At 19.2% G+C, this 18172-nt stretch carries 9 protein-coding genes and 3 tRNA genes; 5 read left to right on the top strand and 7 right to left on the bottom strand.

From position 1 onward, the window contains the following. Window positions 1-1406 precede the first annotated feature (1406 nt). From rpiA to BUCNMO_RS01695, 4 genes are all read right to left on the bottom strand, one after another. Window positions 1407-2069, bottom strand: coding sequence for a ribose-5-phosphate isomerase RpiA (gene rpiA, locus BUCNMO_RS01680; protein WP_158345022.1), 663 nt, complete (start codon window positions 2067-2069; stop codon window positions 1407-1409). Window positions 2070-2253: 184 nt separating this feature from the next. Then, a tRNA-Gln gene (locus tag BUCNMO_RS01685) sits at window positions 2254-2324 on the bottom strand. A gap of 207 nt (window positions 2325-2531) precedes the next feature. Beyond that, window positions 2532-2613 (bottom strand) — tRNA-Leu (locus BUCNMO_RS01690). Between the two features lie 45 nt (window positions 2614-2658). Next, window positions 2659-2732, bottom strand: a tRNA-Met gene (locus BUCNMO_RS01695). A gap of 287 nt (window positions 2733-3019) precedes the next feature. Here BUCNMO_RS01695 and BUCNMO_RS01700 point away from each other — a divergent pair. From BUCNMO_RS01700 to polA, 4 genes are all read left to right on the top strand, one after another. Beyond that, window positions 3020-4705 (top strand): glutamine--tRNA ligase/YqeY domain fusion protein, encoded by a 1686-nt coding sequence (locus tag BUCNMO_RS01700; RefSeq protein ID WP_158345024.1) that lies wholly within the window; start codon window positions 3020-3022, stop codon window positions 4703-4705. Between the two features lie 884 nt (window positions 4706-5589). Then, window positions 5590-6897, top strand: coding sequence for a phosphopyruvate hydratase (gene eno / locus BUCNMO_RS01705; RefSeq protein WP_158345026.1), 1308 nt, complete (start codon window positions 5590-5592; stop codon window positions 6895-6897). A 2519-nt stretch (window positions 6898-9416) separates the two neighbouring features. Beyond that, entirely contained in the window at window positions 9417-10022 is a 606-nt protein-coding gene (locus BUCNMO_RS01710; RefSeq protein ID WP_160118324.1) for a DsbA family protein, read from the top strand. A gap of 172 nt (window positions 10023-10194) precedes the next feature. Next, complete coding sequence (gene polA, locus BUCNMO_RS01715) at window positions 10195-12921, top strand: DNA polymerase I (protein WP_158345030.1); 2727 nt, start codon at window positions 10195-10197, stop codon at window positions 12919-12921. A gap of 47 nt (window positions 12922-12968) precedes the next feature. On the opposite strand, the gene yihA is transcribed toward polA, so the two are convergent. After that, a complete protein-coding gene (gene yihA, locus BUCNMO_RS01720; protein ID WP_158345032.1) occupies window positions 12969-13565 on the bottom strand; it encodes a ribosome biogenesis GTP-binding protein YihA/YsxC in 597 nt (198 codons plus the stop codon). Window positions 13566-14002: 437 nt separating this feature from the next. Here yihA and typA point away from each other — a divergent pair, with 437 nt between their 5' ends. Further along, a complete protein-coding gene (gene typA / locus BUCNMO_RS01725; protein ID WP_158345034.1) occupies window positions 14003-15826 on the top strand; it encodes a translational GTPase TypA in 1824 nt (607 codons plus the stop codon). 72 nt (window positions 15827-15898) lie between these two features. Here the strand turns inward: typA and gmk are convergent, their stop codons facing one another. Together gmk and ygfZ are read right to left on the bottom strand one after the other, a co-directional pair. Beyond that, window positions 15899-16537 carry a guanylate kinase gene (gmk, locus tag BUCNMO_RS01730; protein ID WP_158345283.1) on the bottom strand — a complete coding sequence of 213 codons (639 nt, stop codon included), beginning with the start codon at window positions 16535-16537 and terminating at the stop codon, window positions 15899-15901. Window positions 16538-16765: 228 nt separating this feature from the next. Next, the gene (ygfZ, locus tag BUCNMO_RS01735) at window positions 16766-17743 is read right to left on the bottom strand and encodes a tRNA-modifying protein YgfZ (RefSeq protein WP_158345036.1); all 978 of its coding nucleotides are present in this window, start codon (window positions 17741-17743) and stop codon (window positions 16766-16768) included. Window positions 17744-18172 lie beyond the last annotated feature (429 nt).

The following is an 18172-nucleotide window of genomic DNA, read 5'->3' on the forward strand; positions in this document are numbered from 1 at the left end:
TATATTATTTAAAAAAAACTTAAATACACATTTATAGTGTAATTATTATTAATAATTATATATTCTATTAATATAAAAAATAAACTTTATTTTTGAATTTTTTACATTAATAATGTATGTAATATGAACATATTTTTATATATTAATAAAATGTCGTACATTAGTAATTTTTTAAAAAATAAATAGTTTTAAAATAACATTTTAAAATGATTAAAACAATTAAATATAGTATAGATATTTATTACTATTAAAAAATTACATATCAAAATAAAAACAATTTATTAAAAAAATTTGTTTTATGTTATACTTTTAAAAAAATTATGAAACATATTAACGTTAAAAATTAATAATAATGATTGTAATTAAATAAAAATATTCATTTTTTTAAAAAATATGTAATGTATAAATTCTTTTTCGATACATATAACAATATTCTTATTAACTATATAATATAATTAGTTTAATTTAATTATTTTAATTAACAACAATTAATATATTGTAACATAATTTTTTTATTCTTAAAACATATAACGATAACGTTTTTAATTATTTAAATTACTTCCGTAATATGTATATTATTAAATTAATAAATATATTTTTATATTTATAAAATACTTTTAGTTATTTTTTTAAAAATTTTAAAATATGGAATTTACAGATCAATTATATTAAATAATAATAAATACTACAAATTATTTAATTATTTAATATTAACCTTATTATTTATATAATTAATTATATAATAAATGTACTTGTCATTAAAGTTATTAATATATTAAATATAATAAAAAATTCGTTTATAGGGATATCCATTTTATACTTGTATAAAGTATAATTTACCTATATTTTTATTCATTTATTATTAAATAAATAATTATTTGTTATGATACATTTGTTTTACGTAATTTCATATTATACTTAAAAATATATATTTTTATTTTTATGTATATATAATATACAATGTATGTATTTTAATACATTATCATTTTAAATTATTAACAATAATAAAACATTACAAAAATATTTACAATTTTAAAAAATATAAAAACAATTTTTACATTTAACAGTTAATTTTAAAATGTGTTTAAATAAAATAATGTTATTATTAATAATACTATATTTTATATATTTAATATATAATTAAGATATAATATCTTAATATTATTAATCAACTTAATACATTCGATAAAATTGTAAAAATTTTTTTTGTAAATATAATTCAATTTTTATTATATATATGCTTATATATAGTATTTATATTTAACATAAAATATGGTATATTAAAATATATATTTTTATCATTTATTTACAAAAATACTTTAAATACATATCTAAAATTATTAATTTAAAATTTATAAAAACAATATTATTATGTACTCAAAAAGTACATTATTAATTTTAATTAATTAATTTTTTATAATTTTTACGCCTTGATTAGTACCAATTAAAATAATATCAGCTTTTCTTAAAGCAAATAAACCTACTGTAACAACCCCAGGAAATGAATTTATTACATTTTCCATTTTAATAGGATCTAATATTTTTAAATTATATATATCTATTATAATATTTCCATTATCTGTAATAATATTTTTTCTATATTTAGGAACTCCTCCTAGTTTAATAAATTCTCGCATTAAATACGATTTAGCCATAGGAATAACTTCTACAGGCAATGGGAAAGAAGTTCCTAATATTTCAACTATTTTAGTTTGATCAATTATACAAATAAATTTGTCAGCAATGTTTGCTAAAATTTTTTCTCCAGTTAAAGCCCCGCCTCCTCCTTTAATCATCTCCATGTTATTATTAATTGCATCTGCTCCATCAATATACAATGGTAAATGATTTATATTATTTAGATCAAAAACTTTCATACCATATTTTTTTAAATACAAAGTAGATATTTTAGAACTTGATACTGTTCCATTTATTAAATTTTTAACGTTACTTAGTATTTTAATAAATTTTAAAACAGTAGTTCCTGTACCTATTCCTAATATACTACCAGATGGTATATAATCAATAACTGCTTGAGCTACAATTGTTTTTAGATTTTTTAACTTCATATGATTAAAAATCAAATAAATTAAAGTATTTATACTTGGTTGAGTTATGTTTTTTGATTTATATTTATATATAAAATAATATTTTTATATGTTTCATACAATTGATATTTAAAAGTTTATGACAAATTATACTAAAAAAATTTAATTAAATTTAAAAAATTTATAATTGTTTTTATTTAATTACCTGGGGCACCTGGATTCGAACCAGGGATGCCGGTATCAAAAACCGGTGCCTTGCCGCTTGGCTATGCCCCATTTTTAAAACTATATTGACAAATTAACTAACTTATTTATAAACAATAATACTAGACAATATTAGTATTGTAATTATATCTTTTAATAATTTTTAATAATATTACTATAACTTTATTAAATTAATGTCAATTGAATTTATTATTTAAAGTTAGCAATTTGTTTAAAATTTTTTTATATTTGTTTTTTAAATTAAATTTAATAACATTATACGGGAGGCGAGATTTGAACTCGCAAACCTTGCGGCGCTAGAACCTAAATCTAGTGCGTCTACCTATTTCGCCACTCCCGTATTATAGTGATTATTGTTTTTGCTAGCAATTATAAAAAATTTATTTGGCTATGACGGGAATTGAACCCATGACCTCAGCGTTATGAGTGCTGCGCTCTAACCTTCTGAGCTACATAGCCTGATAAAAAATTTTTTAATACAATTCATAAAAAAAATTTTTTTTAATTATATGTTACTATAAAAAATATATTTTAAATAGTGTTCAATTTAAATATTATAAGTATTATTTATAAATTTCATATATTAAAAATTTATTTAAAAAATATTTACAAATTAATTTGTAAAAATATTATATATTATTAAATAAATTTAAATTTATATTATGATAATATCATATTGTAAACAAATTTAAAATATCAATTTGTTAAAATATTATATAACTTAAATAAAAAAGAAAAAATATTTAATGAAAATTCAGAAAAAAATTAAAAAAAACTTTATTTATCATATTATTGATCAAGACTTAAGTAAAAACAAAAATTTAAAAATACATACGAGGTTTCCTCCAGAACCTAACGGACATCTACATATAGGCCATGCAAAATCTATATTTCTAAATTTTAGTATAGCTAAATTTTATAAAGGTAAATGTAATCTAAGATTTGATGACACAAATCCTACTAAAGAAAATGTCAAATTTATTTCTTCTATTAAAAAAGATATTCTTTGGTTAGGTTTTGTATGGAATGATGATATAAAATTTTCTTCTCAATATTTTAGTTTATTATACAAATTTGCCGTTCAACTAATTAAAAAAAATTTAGCTTACGTTGATCAATTAACAAAAAAACAAATTCGTGATTATAGAGGTACGTTGAAAAAACCTGGAAAAAAAAGTCCTTATCGATCACGTAGCATAAAAGAAAATTTATATCTTTTTAAACAAATGAAGAAAGGATTAATACCTGAAGGTCATGCATGTTTGCGAGCTAAAATAGACATGGAATCTCCTTTTATTATTATGCGAGACCCTGTGTTATATCGTATATTATATTGCAAACATCATCAAACACTAAATTACTGGTGTATCTATCCTATGTATGATTTTGCTCATTGTATTGCTGATACTCTAGAAAATATTACACATTCTTTATGCACATTAGAATTTCAAGAAAACAAACATCTATACAATTGGATATTAAATAACATAGATATTAATGTTAAAAATAGACCTTATCAATATGAGTTTTCTCCATTAAAATTAGAATATAATGTTTTATCTAAAAGAAAATTACAAATGTTGGTTGATAAAAAAATTGTTAATGGATGGAATGATCCTAGAATGCCTACGATTTCAGGACTCAGAAAAAAAGGATATACACCTGATTCTATTATTAAATTTTGTGAAAAAGTTGGGGTAACAAAACAAAATAATTTAATACAATTATCTACTTTAGAATCATGTATAAGAAAAGAACTAAATGAAACATCTCCTAGAATAATGGCCATTCTTAATCCTATAAAAATAATAATAGAAAATTTACCTGAATGTTATATGGAAATTATTAATATTCCAAACCATCCAAATAAACCAGAAATGGGAAATAGAAAAATCATATTCAGTAAAGAAATTTATATAGACAAATTTGATTTTTGTGAATACCCAAGTAAAGAATATAAAAGATTAAGTATAGGTAAAACAGTTAAGTTACGTTATGGATACAACATTACAGCTACTGCAATAAAAAAAAATCAATTTAATAACATTGAATATATTACATGTACATATGATCCTCACACAATAAAAAATAATTTGTATATTAAAAAATATGTTGGTATTATTCATTGGATATCTATTAAAAATACAATTTCTGCTAAATTTAAAATTTATAAAAAATTATTTTATATTCAAAATCCAGAGCTAAAAAAAAATTTTTTAGATTATATTAATACTAATACTTTAAATATCAAAACAGGCTTTGTCGAAAAATCTATTATGATGAACTTATCAATAAGACGCTATCAATTTGAAAGAGAAGGGTATTTTTATCTTTGTTGCTCAATATTAAAAGATAATTTTTTAACTTTTAATCAAATTGTTACCCTTAAAAAAAATAAACAAAAAAATATTTTGTCAACAAATCACTTATAGATATTTGTTTAAAAAATAATGTTATATATTTATAACTTTGGTATAAATATATATAAATACTAAAATAAAAAAAATTTTGTACAAAACTAATCAAAATAATAATAAATACATATAAAAAATATTTAAAAAATATGTTAAATATTATTTACAATAAATAATTATGAAATTTATTAGTTTTTAATACTAATAAACACTAACATAAAAATATATTTATTTTTAGTAATTTAACATTAGTAATGATAATTAAAAAAAATAATTTTTAGAACAATTTATTGTTTTAATATTGCATAAACATTTTATTTAAAATAATAAATTATTGAAAAATTTAATATAAATAATCTTACGAACATATTACATTATATGTATAAATTACTAATAACAATTTCTTTATACATTAATGCCAATCTTTATTAATAAAAAAAATTATTTACTATATTTTGTAAGTTTACATAAATAATATTATAAGTTTTTATATACTTAACATTAGTAAATCTATTAACTACAAAATATAACATTTTATTATTTAAAAATTAGTAATTAATATGAATGTATTAATTATTAAATAATCTCATAGATTTAAAATGTTAATATAATTAATTAAATTACATTAATACAAAATTAACATGGAACATATTAAAAATATGTGTATCCTAACTATAAAGTTATGTAAAGTAAGTTAACATAAATATATCTATGTATGCTGCCATATTAATATTTTAACAATGATTCAATTCACAGTCAGCAATAAATTATAAATAATATTTTTTAAATAATATTAATTATTTAGTAAAAATTATTATTATTATTATGCAATGTAATGTTTAATAACATTAAGAATATATAATTTAAACATTTATTTATCATACATTAAAGGATATTGAATAATGCCTAGAATTATAAAAACAATAGCTAGAGAAATAATAGATTCTAGAGGTTTTCCTACAATTGAATCTGAAGTATATTTAGAAGATGGTATTATAGGAAGGGCTTCTGTGCCTTCGGGTGCCTCTACTGGATCTAAAGAGGCTTTAGAACTAAGAGATTGCAATAAAAATTACTTTTTTGGAAAAGGTGTTACTAAAGCTGTAAATTCTGTAATGAAATATATAGCTCCTTCTATAAAAAATAAAAACTCTGAAGACCAAAACAATATAGATAATATTTTAATTAATTTAGATGGTACTGAAAATAAATCTTTTTTAGGAGCTAATGCTATTTTGTCAGTATCTTTAGCTGTAGCTAAAGCTACAGCTATGTATAAAAAAATTCCTTTGTACCAATATATTTCTTATTTACACGGATCTCCCGAAAAATATTCTATGCCTTTACCTATGATAAATGTAATCAATGGAGGAAAACATTCTAACAATAATATTGACATACAAGAATTTATGATCCAACCTATCTTAGCAAAGACTATCAAAGAAGCTATTCAAATTGGATGTGAAATATTTTATACTTTAGGTTTAATTTTAAAAGAAAATTGTATGAGTATTGCTGTTGGTGATGAAGGTGGTTATTCTCCTAATTTGAAATCTAATGAAGATGCAATACATTTAATTAAAACAGCAATAGAACGATCAGGTTATTCTTTAGGAACAGATATAACGTTAGCCATAGACTGTGCAGCATCTGAACTGTACAATTCAAAAACTAAAAAATATCATTTAATGAATGAAAATAAAGTTTTTAACTATCAAGAATTTACATCTTATTTAACAAAATTGTCAGAAAAATATTCTATTGTGTCTATAGAAGACGGTTTATCAGAACTAGATTGGGAAGGATATATTTATCAAACAAAAAAATTAGGTAAAAAAATACAATTAGTAGGAGATGATTTATTTGTAACTAATAACAAAATTTTTAAAAAAGGTATAAAATCTAAAATAGCTAATGCCATTTTAGTTAAATTAAATCAAATTGGAACGTTAACAGAAACTCTTAAAGTTATCAATACTGCACAATTGTCAAATTATTCAGTTATTATATCTCATAGATCTGGAGAAACAGAAGATACTACTATTGCGGACCTTTCTGTAGGTACATCTTCTGAACAAATCAAAACCGGTTCTATGTCCAGAACAGATCGCCTTGCAAAATATAATCAATTAATACGAATTGAAGAATCTTTAGGAAACGAAAAAGCTCCTTTAAATAAAAAAATAAAATCGTACTATAATTTTTCATAATTTTCTTTAAAAAAATAAATTAATTTTATATAAATTAATTTATAAATCATTTTTTATATGTTGTAATTAGATGTAATGTATACATCTAATTACTTTTAGTCAAAGTTAATGTTTGTTATAAAACCAAAAAAAAGAAACATTATTTACTTTATTTATTATAAAAAGATAATTAAATATATAATAAGTTATATAATATAAATTATACTCAATTGTTTATAAAACATTAAAATTTTTTAAAAAAAATATTTTTTATATTTAAAAAATATTATCTATTTATTTAAGTTAATATGATAAAAAAAATATACTACATTTTTTGTTAATGTACATTATATTAAAAATACACAACAAAATTAATTAATATTATTATATATGCACAAAAAAATATAAATGTTCGCTTATTACTAATAATTCAATTAATAAGTAATTGCAATTATTTTTTAAATTTATTTTAAATATTTATGTTACTAATCATTTAATGTTTAATAAGTTATTAATAAGATAATTGTTTTATAATTATAAAAAATTACGTACATATATATTTATTTAGTAATAAAATATAATAACTTTTTTTTAAAAATACATGTTTTCATATTTTATATATTTGTTTTTTATATTTTTTTAAAGTATCTTGCAAATTATAATATAATATTTTATTTATAAAAAAAATATAATTTTTTATATATCTTAAAAGTTTTACTTTTTACAAACATATATAAATTAATATTTAAATGTTTTTTTATAAAAACACTTTTTTTAAAAAATATTACATCATATTTTAAACTAAAAAAAAATTCATTAAAAATTTATAATTTTATAATTAATTTATATATATTAAAAATTTTTGTTCGTAATATACAATAAAAATTGTGTTACTATATATAAAATATTAATGAGTATTAATATTTTGATTTATATATTTATATATTACTGTTAATATAATTGTTATAAATTATTAAAAAAAATTTATAAACATCATATAAAAAATTTATATAAATAAATTTACTTTATTAAAGTAAAAAATATTGTACATACTTCAATAAATAAATAATATTAACATATTAATTCATATGTTTCTTAAAATAATTAATAATAGTAAATATCCTAAAAAATTACATCCTATTATTTTTTTTTAAAAAAGTATATATAAAATATATAAAATAATTAATTGCTGTTAGTAACAAATTTTTTCCTATATATTATATATAACTATATATTTAACATATAAAATATACGCATATATTATATTATAACTTATTATATAATATTTATTAAACATTAAAAATGTTTATCACTATAAACACTGATGTTAGTCGCAAACAAAATTAATACTAACAACTTTTTTCCAAACACTAAATAACATTTACTTATATTATCTTTCAACACTTATTGTTAAATAATAATAAAGATATATTAATTTTTAAAAATGTTTTTTTTAAAATGTTTAAATATGTCAATAAAAATTCACTTTTTTAAAAAATAAATTTTATAATTTTTAATTTATAAATTATTTCATTATTTAATAATATAATTTATTGTTAAATTACATATATTTTTCCTAAAAAATTTTTTATTAAAAATTAATTTTTTAATACTAATTAATGTTAATGATAAAATATTGTAAATATTACTCCTAATTTATAATTATACAATTACTTTTTAAAATAAAATATTTTATTTACTATAACATTTTATATATTTTAATTAATTATAAAGTATTTTAAATGACTATTAGGTATAGATATGTTATATTATTAATCAATATAATATGTTTACATCTATTTTTGTATTAAACATATTTTCAGCATTTTATTAACAAAAAAATAACAGCATAACAACAAATATAAAATATTTAAAACTCTAATTAAAAAATTAAAAAATTTAATTACAAATACATTAATAGCGTATCTTGTTATTATTTATAATTTTCGTTACATCATTTTATTTAAAAATATAATATTAATATTAATATTCAAAAAAAATATGTTTTTAATTTCTTAAATAGAAAATATTACTAATAAATATGAGTGTTAAAACAAAAAATAATTAATAATAAATAATTTTTTTATTATTTTTTAAAACATTGAATGTTATGCGTTAGGTTTATATAACTAGATAAATTATATGTACAATATTTATATACAAATTGTATATTAAATAAAAAAAAATATAATTAAAATATTAAACATGTAATATACAAATATACAATAATATTTTTTTAAAAAATAATGTCATTTTAATTAATGTCTAGTATACATTAATCGAAATAAAAAATTATATGTTGATAAATTCAAAATTTATGTAAACATATATATGTTTTATATAATAAAATAACATATACAATCTATTTACCTTATTATTATAATAATATAATAATAACTTATGTAAAAGTATCATTATAATTAATATACAAACAATTTTAAAAAATAAAGTCTTTAAAATTTAAAAATTTTGATAATTTAACTTAAAAAATGAAAATATTTACATATGTAAAAATATACATTATATTATTAGAAATATTTTTGACATTCAGTGTTCCATCCACAACCTTTTTAGTAAACAAAGATTACTTTTTAATAAGACCTTTACAAAATATACCTAAGGTGGTAGAATTTTTTTCATTTTATTGTCCATATTGTTATCAGTTAGAAATATGTAATAAAAAAAATAATATTTTTAACAAAAACTCTTTAAATAATATGAACATTAGACATTATCATGTTATTTTTAATAATAATTTTGATTTATCAATAACGCAAGCTTGGTCTATTGCTATCGCTTTAAATATAGAAAATAAAGTTATATTACCTATATTTTCAGGAATACAAAAAGTACACACTATATATAATAAAAAAACTTTAAAAAAAACGTTCATACAATATTCAGATATATCTCCTCAAATGTATGATACACTTTGGGATAGCCTTTTAATAAAAAAAATTTTACTAAAACAAATACAAACATCTCAACTTATTCAGTTAAAAGAAATACCAACAATTTGTATTAATGGGAAATATGTTATTAATAATAATATACATCTGAAATCAATTTTAGAATTTATAAAATCGTATACTGTTGTAACAAATTATTTACTAAATATAAAAGAATTAAAGATAGTAAAAAAATAAATAAAAAATTCAGTTTATAAAAAAACACTTTTTTAAGTGTATATAAGAGTTCATTAAAAAAACAATTAAATTTTTTAATATATCTTCTAACACAACACATATATTGTCACTTTTTATAAAATAAAACACTACAACTTAACTAAAAAAATTGTTAACAATTAATAATTATAATATGAATAATTTTCGAAAAAAATCTTTATTACTAATTGACGGACATTCACACCTTTATAGATCATTTTATGCATTACCTTCTTTAACTAATAATAAAGGTGATTTATGTAATGCGATTTATGGAGTAATCAATCAAATTAAATATTTATATATTAAATATAATCCAAATCAAATTATCGTAACTTTTGATGATTTTTCTGAAAATTTTAGAAAAAAATTATTTAAAGACTATAAAAAAAATAGGCCTGAAATGCCTCTTAATTTAAAAAGTCAAATGAAACCGTTAATAAAAATCATAAAATACTCTGGTATTCCTTTAATAATTTATCCAAAAGTAGAAGCTGACGATGTAATAGGATCATTAACCTTCCAAGCTATTAAAAGAAAATATAATATTATAAGAATTAGTACTAATGATAAAGATATGTCCCAATTAGTTAGCTCTAATGTTGTAATTATTCATTCTCATTCAGGAAAAATTTTAGGACCTAATGATATTGAAAAAAAATACGGGGTATCTCCTAAATTTATTACCAGTTTACTTGCTTTAACTGGAGATGCTTCTGATAATGTACCAGGAGTGCCTGGAATTGGAAAAAAAACAGCTACCTTACTGATACATCAATTTGGTAGTTTAAAAAATATCTATGATAAATTACAAGAAATTAAAAATTCTAATATAAGAGGATCTAAACAAATTGCTATTAATTTAAAAAAAAATAAAACATTAGCCTTTTTATCATTAAAATTAGTTACTATTAATTTAAATATAGATATAGATATTAGTAAAAAAAAATTACAAATGTCTAAACCTAATTGTAAAAAATTATTAACATTATTCAATAATTATCAATTTTACAAATGGAAAGAAAAATTACAACTTAATCAATGGTTTTTATGTGATGAAAATTTATTAAAAAATTACAATCAACCATATTCTAAAAATAATAACAATTATAAAATTATAGTTAATGAACCCACCTTAATGAAATGGATATTAAAAATTCGTAATTTCAACATTTTTGCATTTTTAATAGAAATAGACAATATTTTTATAAATAATTCAAATATTTTAAGTATTACAATTGCCTTAAATCCTCAAGAAATAATTTACGTACCTATTAATTTACATAACGAACAATCAACAAATACTATATATTTAAATATTGTACTAAAACATTTAAAACCATTATTTGAAGATCCTTTAAAAATAAAAATTTTACAAAATTTAAAACTTAATACATTAATGCTAAAAAAGTTTGATATTAAAATATTAGGGGAAATACATGATATTTTATTAACATCATATATTTTGTACAATAAAACATATATAAAAGAATATGATACAAATATATACCCTCAGCTAAATATACAATCAAACAACAAAGAAAAAAATTCTATAGTTGTAAAAAAAAGTGATTTTTTTTTAAAAAAAATGCATAAAATTTATCTTTTACATTTAAATATGTACAATCAATTAAAACAAAATAAAATTATAACAAACATACTTAAAAATATAGATATACCATTAACTTACATTATTTTATATATAGAATCTAATGGTGTTTTAATTAATAATAAAATTTTAGAAAGTTATTCTAAAATAATTGAATATAAATTAAATACACTACAACGGAAAGCTTACGAAATTGTAGGAGAAACGTTTAACTTATCATCTAGTAAGCAGTCTCAAACGATATTGTTTAAAAAAATGAAATTACTTAGTACTGCAAAAACTAAAAAGGGACAATTATCTACAAATGAAAAAGTGCTTATAGATTTATCTAAAAAACATCCTCTACCTTTGTTAATATTAAAATATCGCAGTTTACATAAAATAAAATCAACATATATAGATAAATTGTTACAAATGCAAAATTCAAAAACAAATAGAATACATACCTCTTACCAACAAACTTCTACATTAACTGGACGCTTATCATCAATTAATCCTAATTTACAGAATATTCCTATACGCACACAAGAAGGTAAATATATTAGGAAAGCATTTATAGCACCGAAAGGATATTCTATTTTATCTGCAGACTATTCTCAAATAGAATTAAGAATTATGGCACATTTATCAAAAGACAAAAAATTAATAGAAGCTTTTTCAAAAAATCAAGATATACATTGTTTAACAGCATCAGAAATTTTTAATATCGATTATAAAAAAATTACAAAAGATCAACGTCAAATAGCAAAAACTATAAATTTTTCATTAATTTATGGAATGTCAGCATTTGGTTTATCTAAAAAATTAAACATTTCCTTAAAAGAATCCGCAAAATATATAGAAAACTATTTTTTACACTATACAGGTGTACATCAATACATTTTATATACATATAAATTTGCTGTAGAAAACGGATTTGTGTACACTTTAGTTGGAAGAAAAATATATATTCCTAATATTTATTCAAAAAACATTACTATTCGTAAAGCTGCAGAAAGGGCATCTATTAATGCTCCTATGCAAGGAAGCGCAGCAGACATTATAAAACAGGCAATGATTAACATTTACACTTACATTAAAAAAAATAATATAGATCATATTATTAAAATGATTATTCAAGTACATGATGAATTAATATTTGAAATAGAATCTCAAAGTATTAAATCATTACGTAATAAGATAAAACATATTATGGAAAACAGTACAATATTAAATGTTCCTTTAAAAGTTAATTTTGGAATTGGAGACAACTGGTATCAAGCATCTTGCTAAAATAAAAAATTGCTATTTTACACATAATTTTGAAAAATTACAAGCAATTATTTTCTATACCAACAATTTAAAATTTTTTGTAACATTTTTATTCCATTTTTTTTAATAGATGAAAATAGTTTTATTTCGAACTTATTTGAATAAGTATGTATTTGGTTTGTAACAATACTTAATTGTTTTTTTTGTTCTAAATTAGTATATTTATCGGATTTATTTAACAAAACTAAAGTATTTAATTTTTTTTGAACAGATATCTTTAATACTAATTTATCTAATGTTCTTACTGGAAATCTGATATCCATTATTAAAACAATCCCTTTTAAACAATCTCTTATATCTAAATATTTAAAAATAGATTTATGGATTTTTTCTTTTAATTTTTTAGACATTTTAGAATAACCATATCCAGGTAAATCCACTAAATTATATCCAGGAACTATTTGAAAAAAATTAACTGTCTGTGTACTCCCAGGATGTCTACTAACATTCGCTAATTTTTTTTTTCTACGTGCTAAAGTATTAATTACACTTGACTTACCTGAATTAGAATAACCTAAGAAAGCAATTTCTAAACCTTTATATATATATTGCCCTGTTTCATTAATATCACTGCTTAAAAATTGCATTTTATTATAATTTAACATATTGAGTATTAACTTAATTTATAATCTCATTTTAAATATACTTAATATATTTAATAATAAGTATGATGTAGGAAAGAATTTAAAAATTTGATCAAATAATTTTATTATATTATATTACAACAATAATAGTTAATATAATTAATAGATTACGTAAAATTCAATAATTTATATTTAAATTGTATATTAAATATTTTATATATTACAAATGTATAATGTTATTAGTAATTTATTTTAAATTTATACAATATGAAAAAACTTTTTATTTTATTTTTATATTAAAGCATAATTCTTTTAAATAAATAATTGCACTTAATAAAAATATGTCATAAATTAGTGCTTTACAGTTTTATAAAAATTTAAATAAACAATTCTTAATAATTTTAAATAAAAAATTATTATTTTTTTTAATAAAGAATACTAAGGAAGCATAAAAATTTATGAAATTTAAAAACATAGCTGTGATAGCACACGTAGACCATGGTAAAACAACTTTAATAGACAAATTATTACAACAATCTGGAGTATTTAAAAAACATGAAGATAACCCTGAACGTATTATGGATTCTAACGACTTAGAAAAAGAAAGAGGAATTACTATAACTTCTAAACATGCTTCAATTTTTTGGAAAAATTACAAAATTAATATAGTCGATACTCCAGGACATGCAGATTTTGGAGGGGAAGTAGAGCGAATTTTGTCTATGGTAGATTCAGTTTTATTAATTGTAGACGCTTTTGAAGGTCCAATGCCTCAAACCGTGTTTGTTACAAAAAAATCATTTAATTATAATCTTAAACCTATAGTAATAATTAATAAAATTGATAGAGCTAACGTAAGACCTAATTGGGTTATTGACCAAATTTTCGATTTATTTGTTAATTTAAACGCAAATGACGAACAATTAGATTTTCCAATAATTTACACTTCAGCATTAAAAGGTACTGCTGGATTACATTATTCGAAAATGGAAAAAAATATGAATATACTATTTAAAACAATTGTAGAGCATATTCCAAATTCATATAATAATATTAACAAAGATTTTCAAATGCAAATTTCTCAATTAGACTATGATAAATATTTAGGGTTGATAGGAATAGGAAAAATTCAAAAAGGATGTTTAAGAAATAATCAACAAGTTACTTTAATAAATTCAAAAAACAAAACGTATCACTGTAAAATTAATAAAATATTTCATTATGTTGGTTTAAAACTTCAAGAAATTAAATTAGCAAAGTCTGGAGATATCATAGCTATTACAGGTATTGATAATTTACAAATTTCTGATACTATTTGTGAATTAAATACATTGCAAATATTACCAAAATTAAAAATAGATAAACCTACTGTTAAAATATTATTTTCTGTCAATAGTTCTCCATTTTGTGGTCAAGAAGGAAATTATATTACTTCAAGGCACATTTTAGAGCGTTTAAAAAAGGAAGCTATATCAAATGTTGCATTAAAATTTGAAGAAACTAACGATGCTAATCAATTTTGTGTTGCAGGTAGAGGAGAACTACATTTATCTATATTGATAGAAAATATGAGAAGAGAAGGATTTGAATTAGAATTATCAAGACCAAATGTCATATTTAAGATTATAAATAATTGTAAACAAGAACCTTTTGAAAATGTAATGTTAGATATAGAAACAAAACACCAAGGAGCAATAATGAAATTAATAGGAGAAAAAAAGGGAGAATTAAAAAATGTTGTTCCAAACTATAGCAATAATAATAGAATAAGAATAGATTATATCTTATCAAGTAGAGCGTTAATAGGTTTTAGAAACGAATTTATGAATATTACATCTGGTACTGGAATTTTTCATTCTTCTTTTCATAAATATTATACAGCTCAAAATTATTGTATAGGACAACGTAGAAATGGTGTATTAATTGCTAATAAATCTGGTTATGCAGTAGGATTTTCTTTATTTAATTTACAAAATCGAGGAAAATTATTTATATGTCATGGAACTAAAGTATATGAAGGACAAATTATTGGTATACATAATAGGTCCAATGATCTTACTGTTAATTGCTTAACAGGGAAAAAACTTTCTAATATGCGAGCTTCTGGGTCTGATGAAGCAATTACTTTAATCCCTCCTACAAAAATTACTTTAGAACAAGCGTTAGGATTTATTAACGATGATGAACTAATAGAAGTTACCCCAAATAAATTACGTTTAAGAAAAAAGTTTTTAAAAGAAAATGAAAGAAAAAAAAATAGTAAGATAGAACAAAAATTCTAATAATTTCAAATTATATTCTTAAATATAAAAAATATAATTTTTTTTAAAAAAATACAATATATTGATATGTTTTTAACAAGTGTTATTTTTCCAATTAATTAAATTTTTAATTAATAAAATATATTTTTTTCTACAATAGTGTAGACGAAATTGCTCGCAATTAATTATTTTCTTTATTTCATTAACAGTATTTTTAAACTTATCATTAATAACTAAATAGTCATAGTCAAAAAAATGTATTAATTCATATACTACATTCTTCATACGTTTAACAATAACATTTGAGTCATCTTGTGCTCGTATTTTTAATCTATTTAACAATTCTGCTTTGGATGGAGGAAGTATAAAAATACTTTTAGAATTAGGAAATTTTTTACGAATTTGTTTTGCTCCTTGCCAATCTATATCTAAAAAAACATCTATTCCAGAATTAATTCTTTTTAAAATAAAATTTTTAGATGTACCATAATAATGGTTAAATACTTTAGCATATTCTACAAATTTTTTTTGTTTAATCATTTCTTTAAATTTTGGTTTAGATACAAAATAATAATGTTCATTATGTATTTCTCCAGGCCTAATTTGTCTAGTTGTATAAGAAACTGACAATTGAATTTTGTATGAAAATTTTTCATGTAATAAAGCTTGTATTAAGCTAGATTTACCTGCACCACTAGGAGCTGAAAAAATAAAACAAACACCTATACTCATTAACATACTATAAATAAATCAAATAATATCTACATATTACACTATTTTACAAAAATCTTAAATAGCAATTTATAATAATTCATAATAATTCATAAATCTTAATTATACAAAAAATAAATTAATAATTTTTATTTAAATAAATTTTTCATAATATAGAAAACATAAATATTATTTATTTATTAATAATATTTTAAAAACATTTAAATTAAGCTAGACATGTTATTATTATTAAATAAATATTTTATATATAAAAAATTGACTATTTATATCATTGTAAATTCTAAAAATATCTGTTTTTAATAAATGACTTTTTAAAACAGATTGTATCCAAATTTTTTTTTGATTGATCCAAATTGCTGATAAAACCTTACCTTTAACACTCCAACCAATTGACGTATTAGACTCTATTAAAGTACCAGCACATGGTAATTTTTGAGCGGTTCCAATTAACCAATATATATTTCTTAATATATTTTTTCTAAATTTAGTTCGAGTTATAATTTCTTGACCTTGATAACAACCTTTTGTATAATCAATACTATTAAAGTTTTCTAAATTAATTTCTAAAGGAATAAATTTAGCAATATTTTGCTCATCAAGAATTGGTAAACCTATTTGAATATCAAAGATTTTCCATTGTTCATTAGTGCTTAATAAAAATTGACCTTGAAATTTATGAAAAAATTTTTGCAATTTTTTAATAGGCATTATAATCAAAAAACGCTTAAATGGGTCATTAATTAATAATATATAAGTTTCATTAGAAAATCTAACAATTGGATGGCTTTTATTAGGTATTTTTTCAAAACAATTTTTTAAAAAATTATTAATATATCCTCCTAAAACACCTAACAAAACGTAATTATTGTTATTATAAATTGTAACTTGAGAAAATATTGCATATTTTTTTAATTCAAAAATTTCTACATTACATATACTTTTTCTTTGTATATAAATATATCCATTATAGTTTGTAAAAACTATCATATTACTTAATACTTTCCCAGCATGGTTACAATGTGCACAAAAAAAATAATTTAATTCATGTAATTTCTTTATATTTTTTGTAAATTGTCCTTGTAAATAATTTGTACTATCATTTCCTTCTACACTTACAATAGACCATTCATCAAGTACTATCAAAATAGTTTTTTTAATTTCTTTCACATTAGTAACAAAATGTTTTAATTTTTGAAGATTATTCATATTACATACCTTAAAAAATATATTTGAGCAAATTAATATTTTGCTATATGAAGAAACATTTTATTAATATCTAAAAATGCTTTTTAAATATATTTAATATTTAAATTAACACTTATAAACAAAAAAATAAAATTTATTAAATTTATAAAATTTATAAAAAATAATATATAATATAATTGTTAATTTTTAATAGTTTTTTATAAAAATATTTAATACATATATATAATTATTAAAAAAATATTATATTAATATTTCAAAAAAAATAAAATTACGTAATTTCTTTATAAAAATTATTAAAGTGCCTTAAAAAATATACAAAATACATAAAATAAACACTTCAATTTTATTATTTATATTATAATTATGCTTATTAAATTAATGTACGTTATTAAATAGAATATGTAAAATATGTTTAAGTTAAATCGTTAA

It is taken from the genome of Buchnera aphidicola (Nipponaphis monzeni) (genome assembly GCF_006741185.1).
In the GTDB taxonomy this organism is placed as follows: Bacteria; Pseudomonadota; Gammaproteobacteria; order Enterobacterales; family Enterobacteriaceae; genus Buchnera_H; species Buchnera_H aphidicola_T.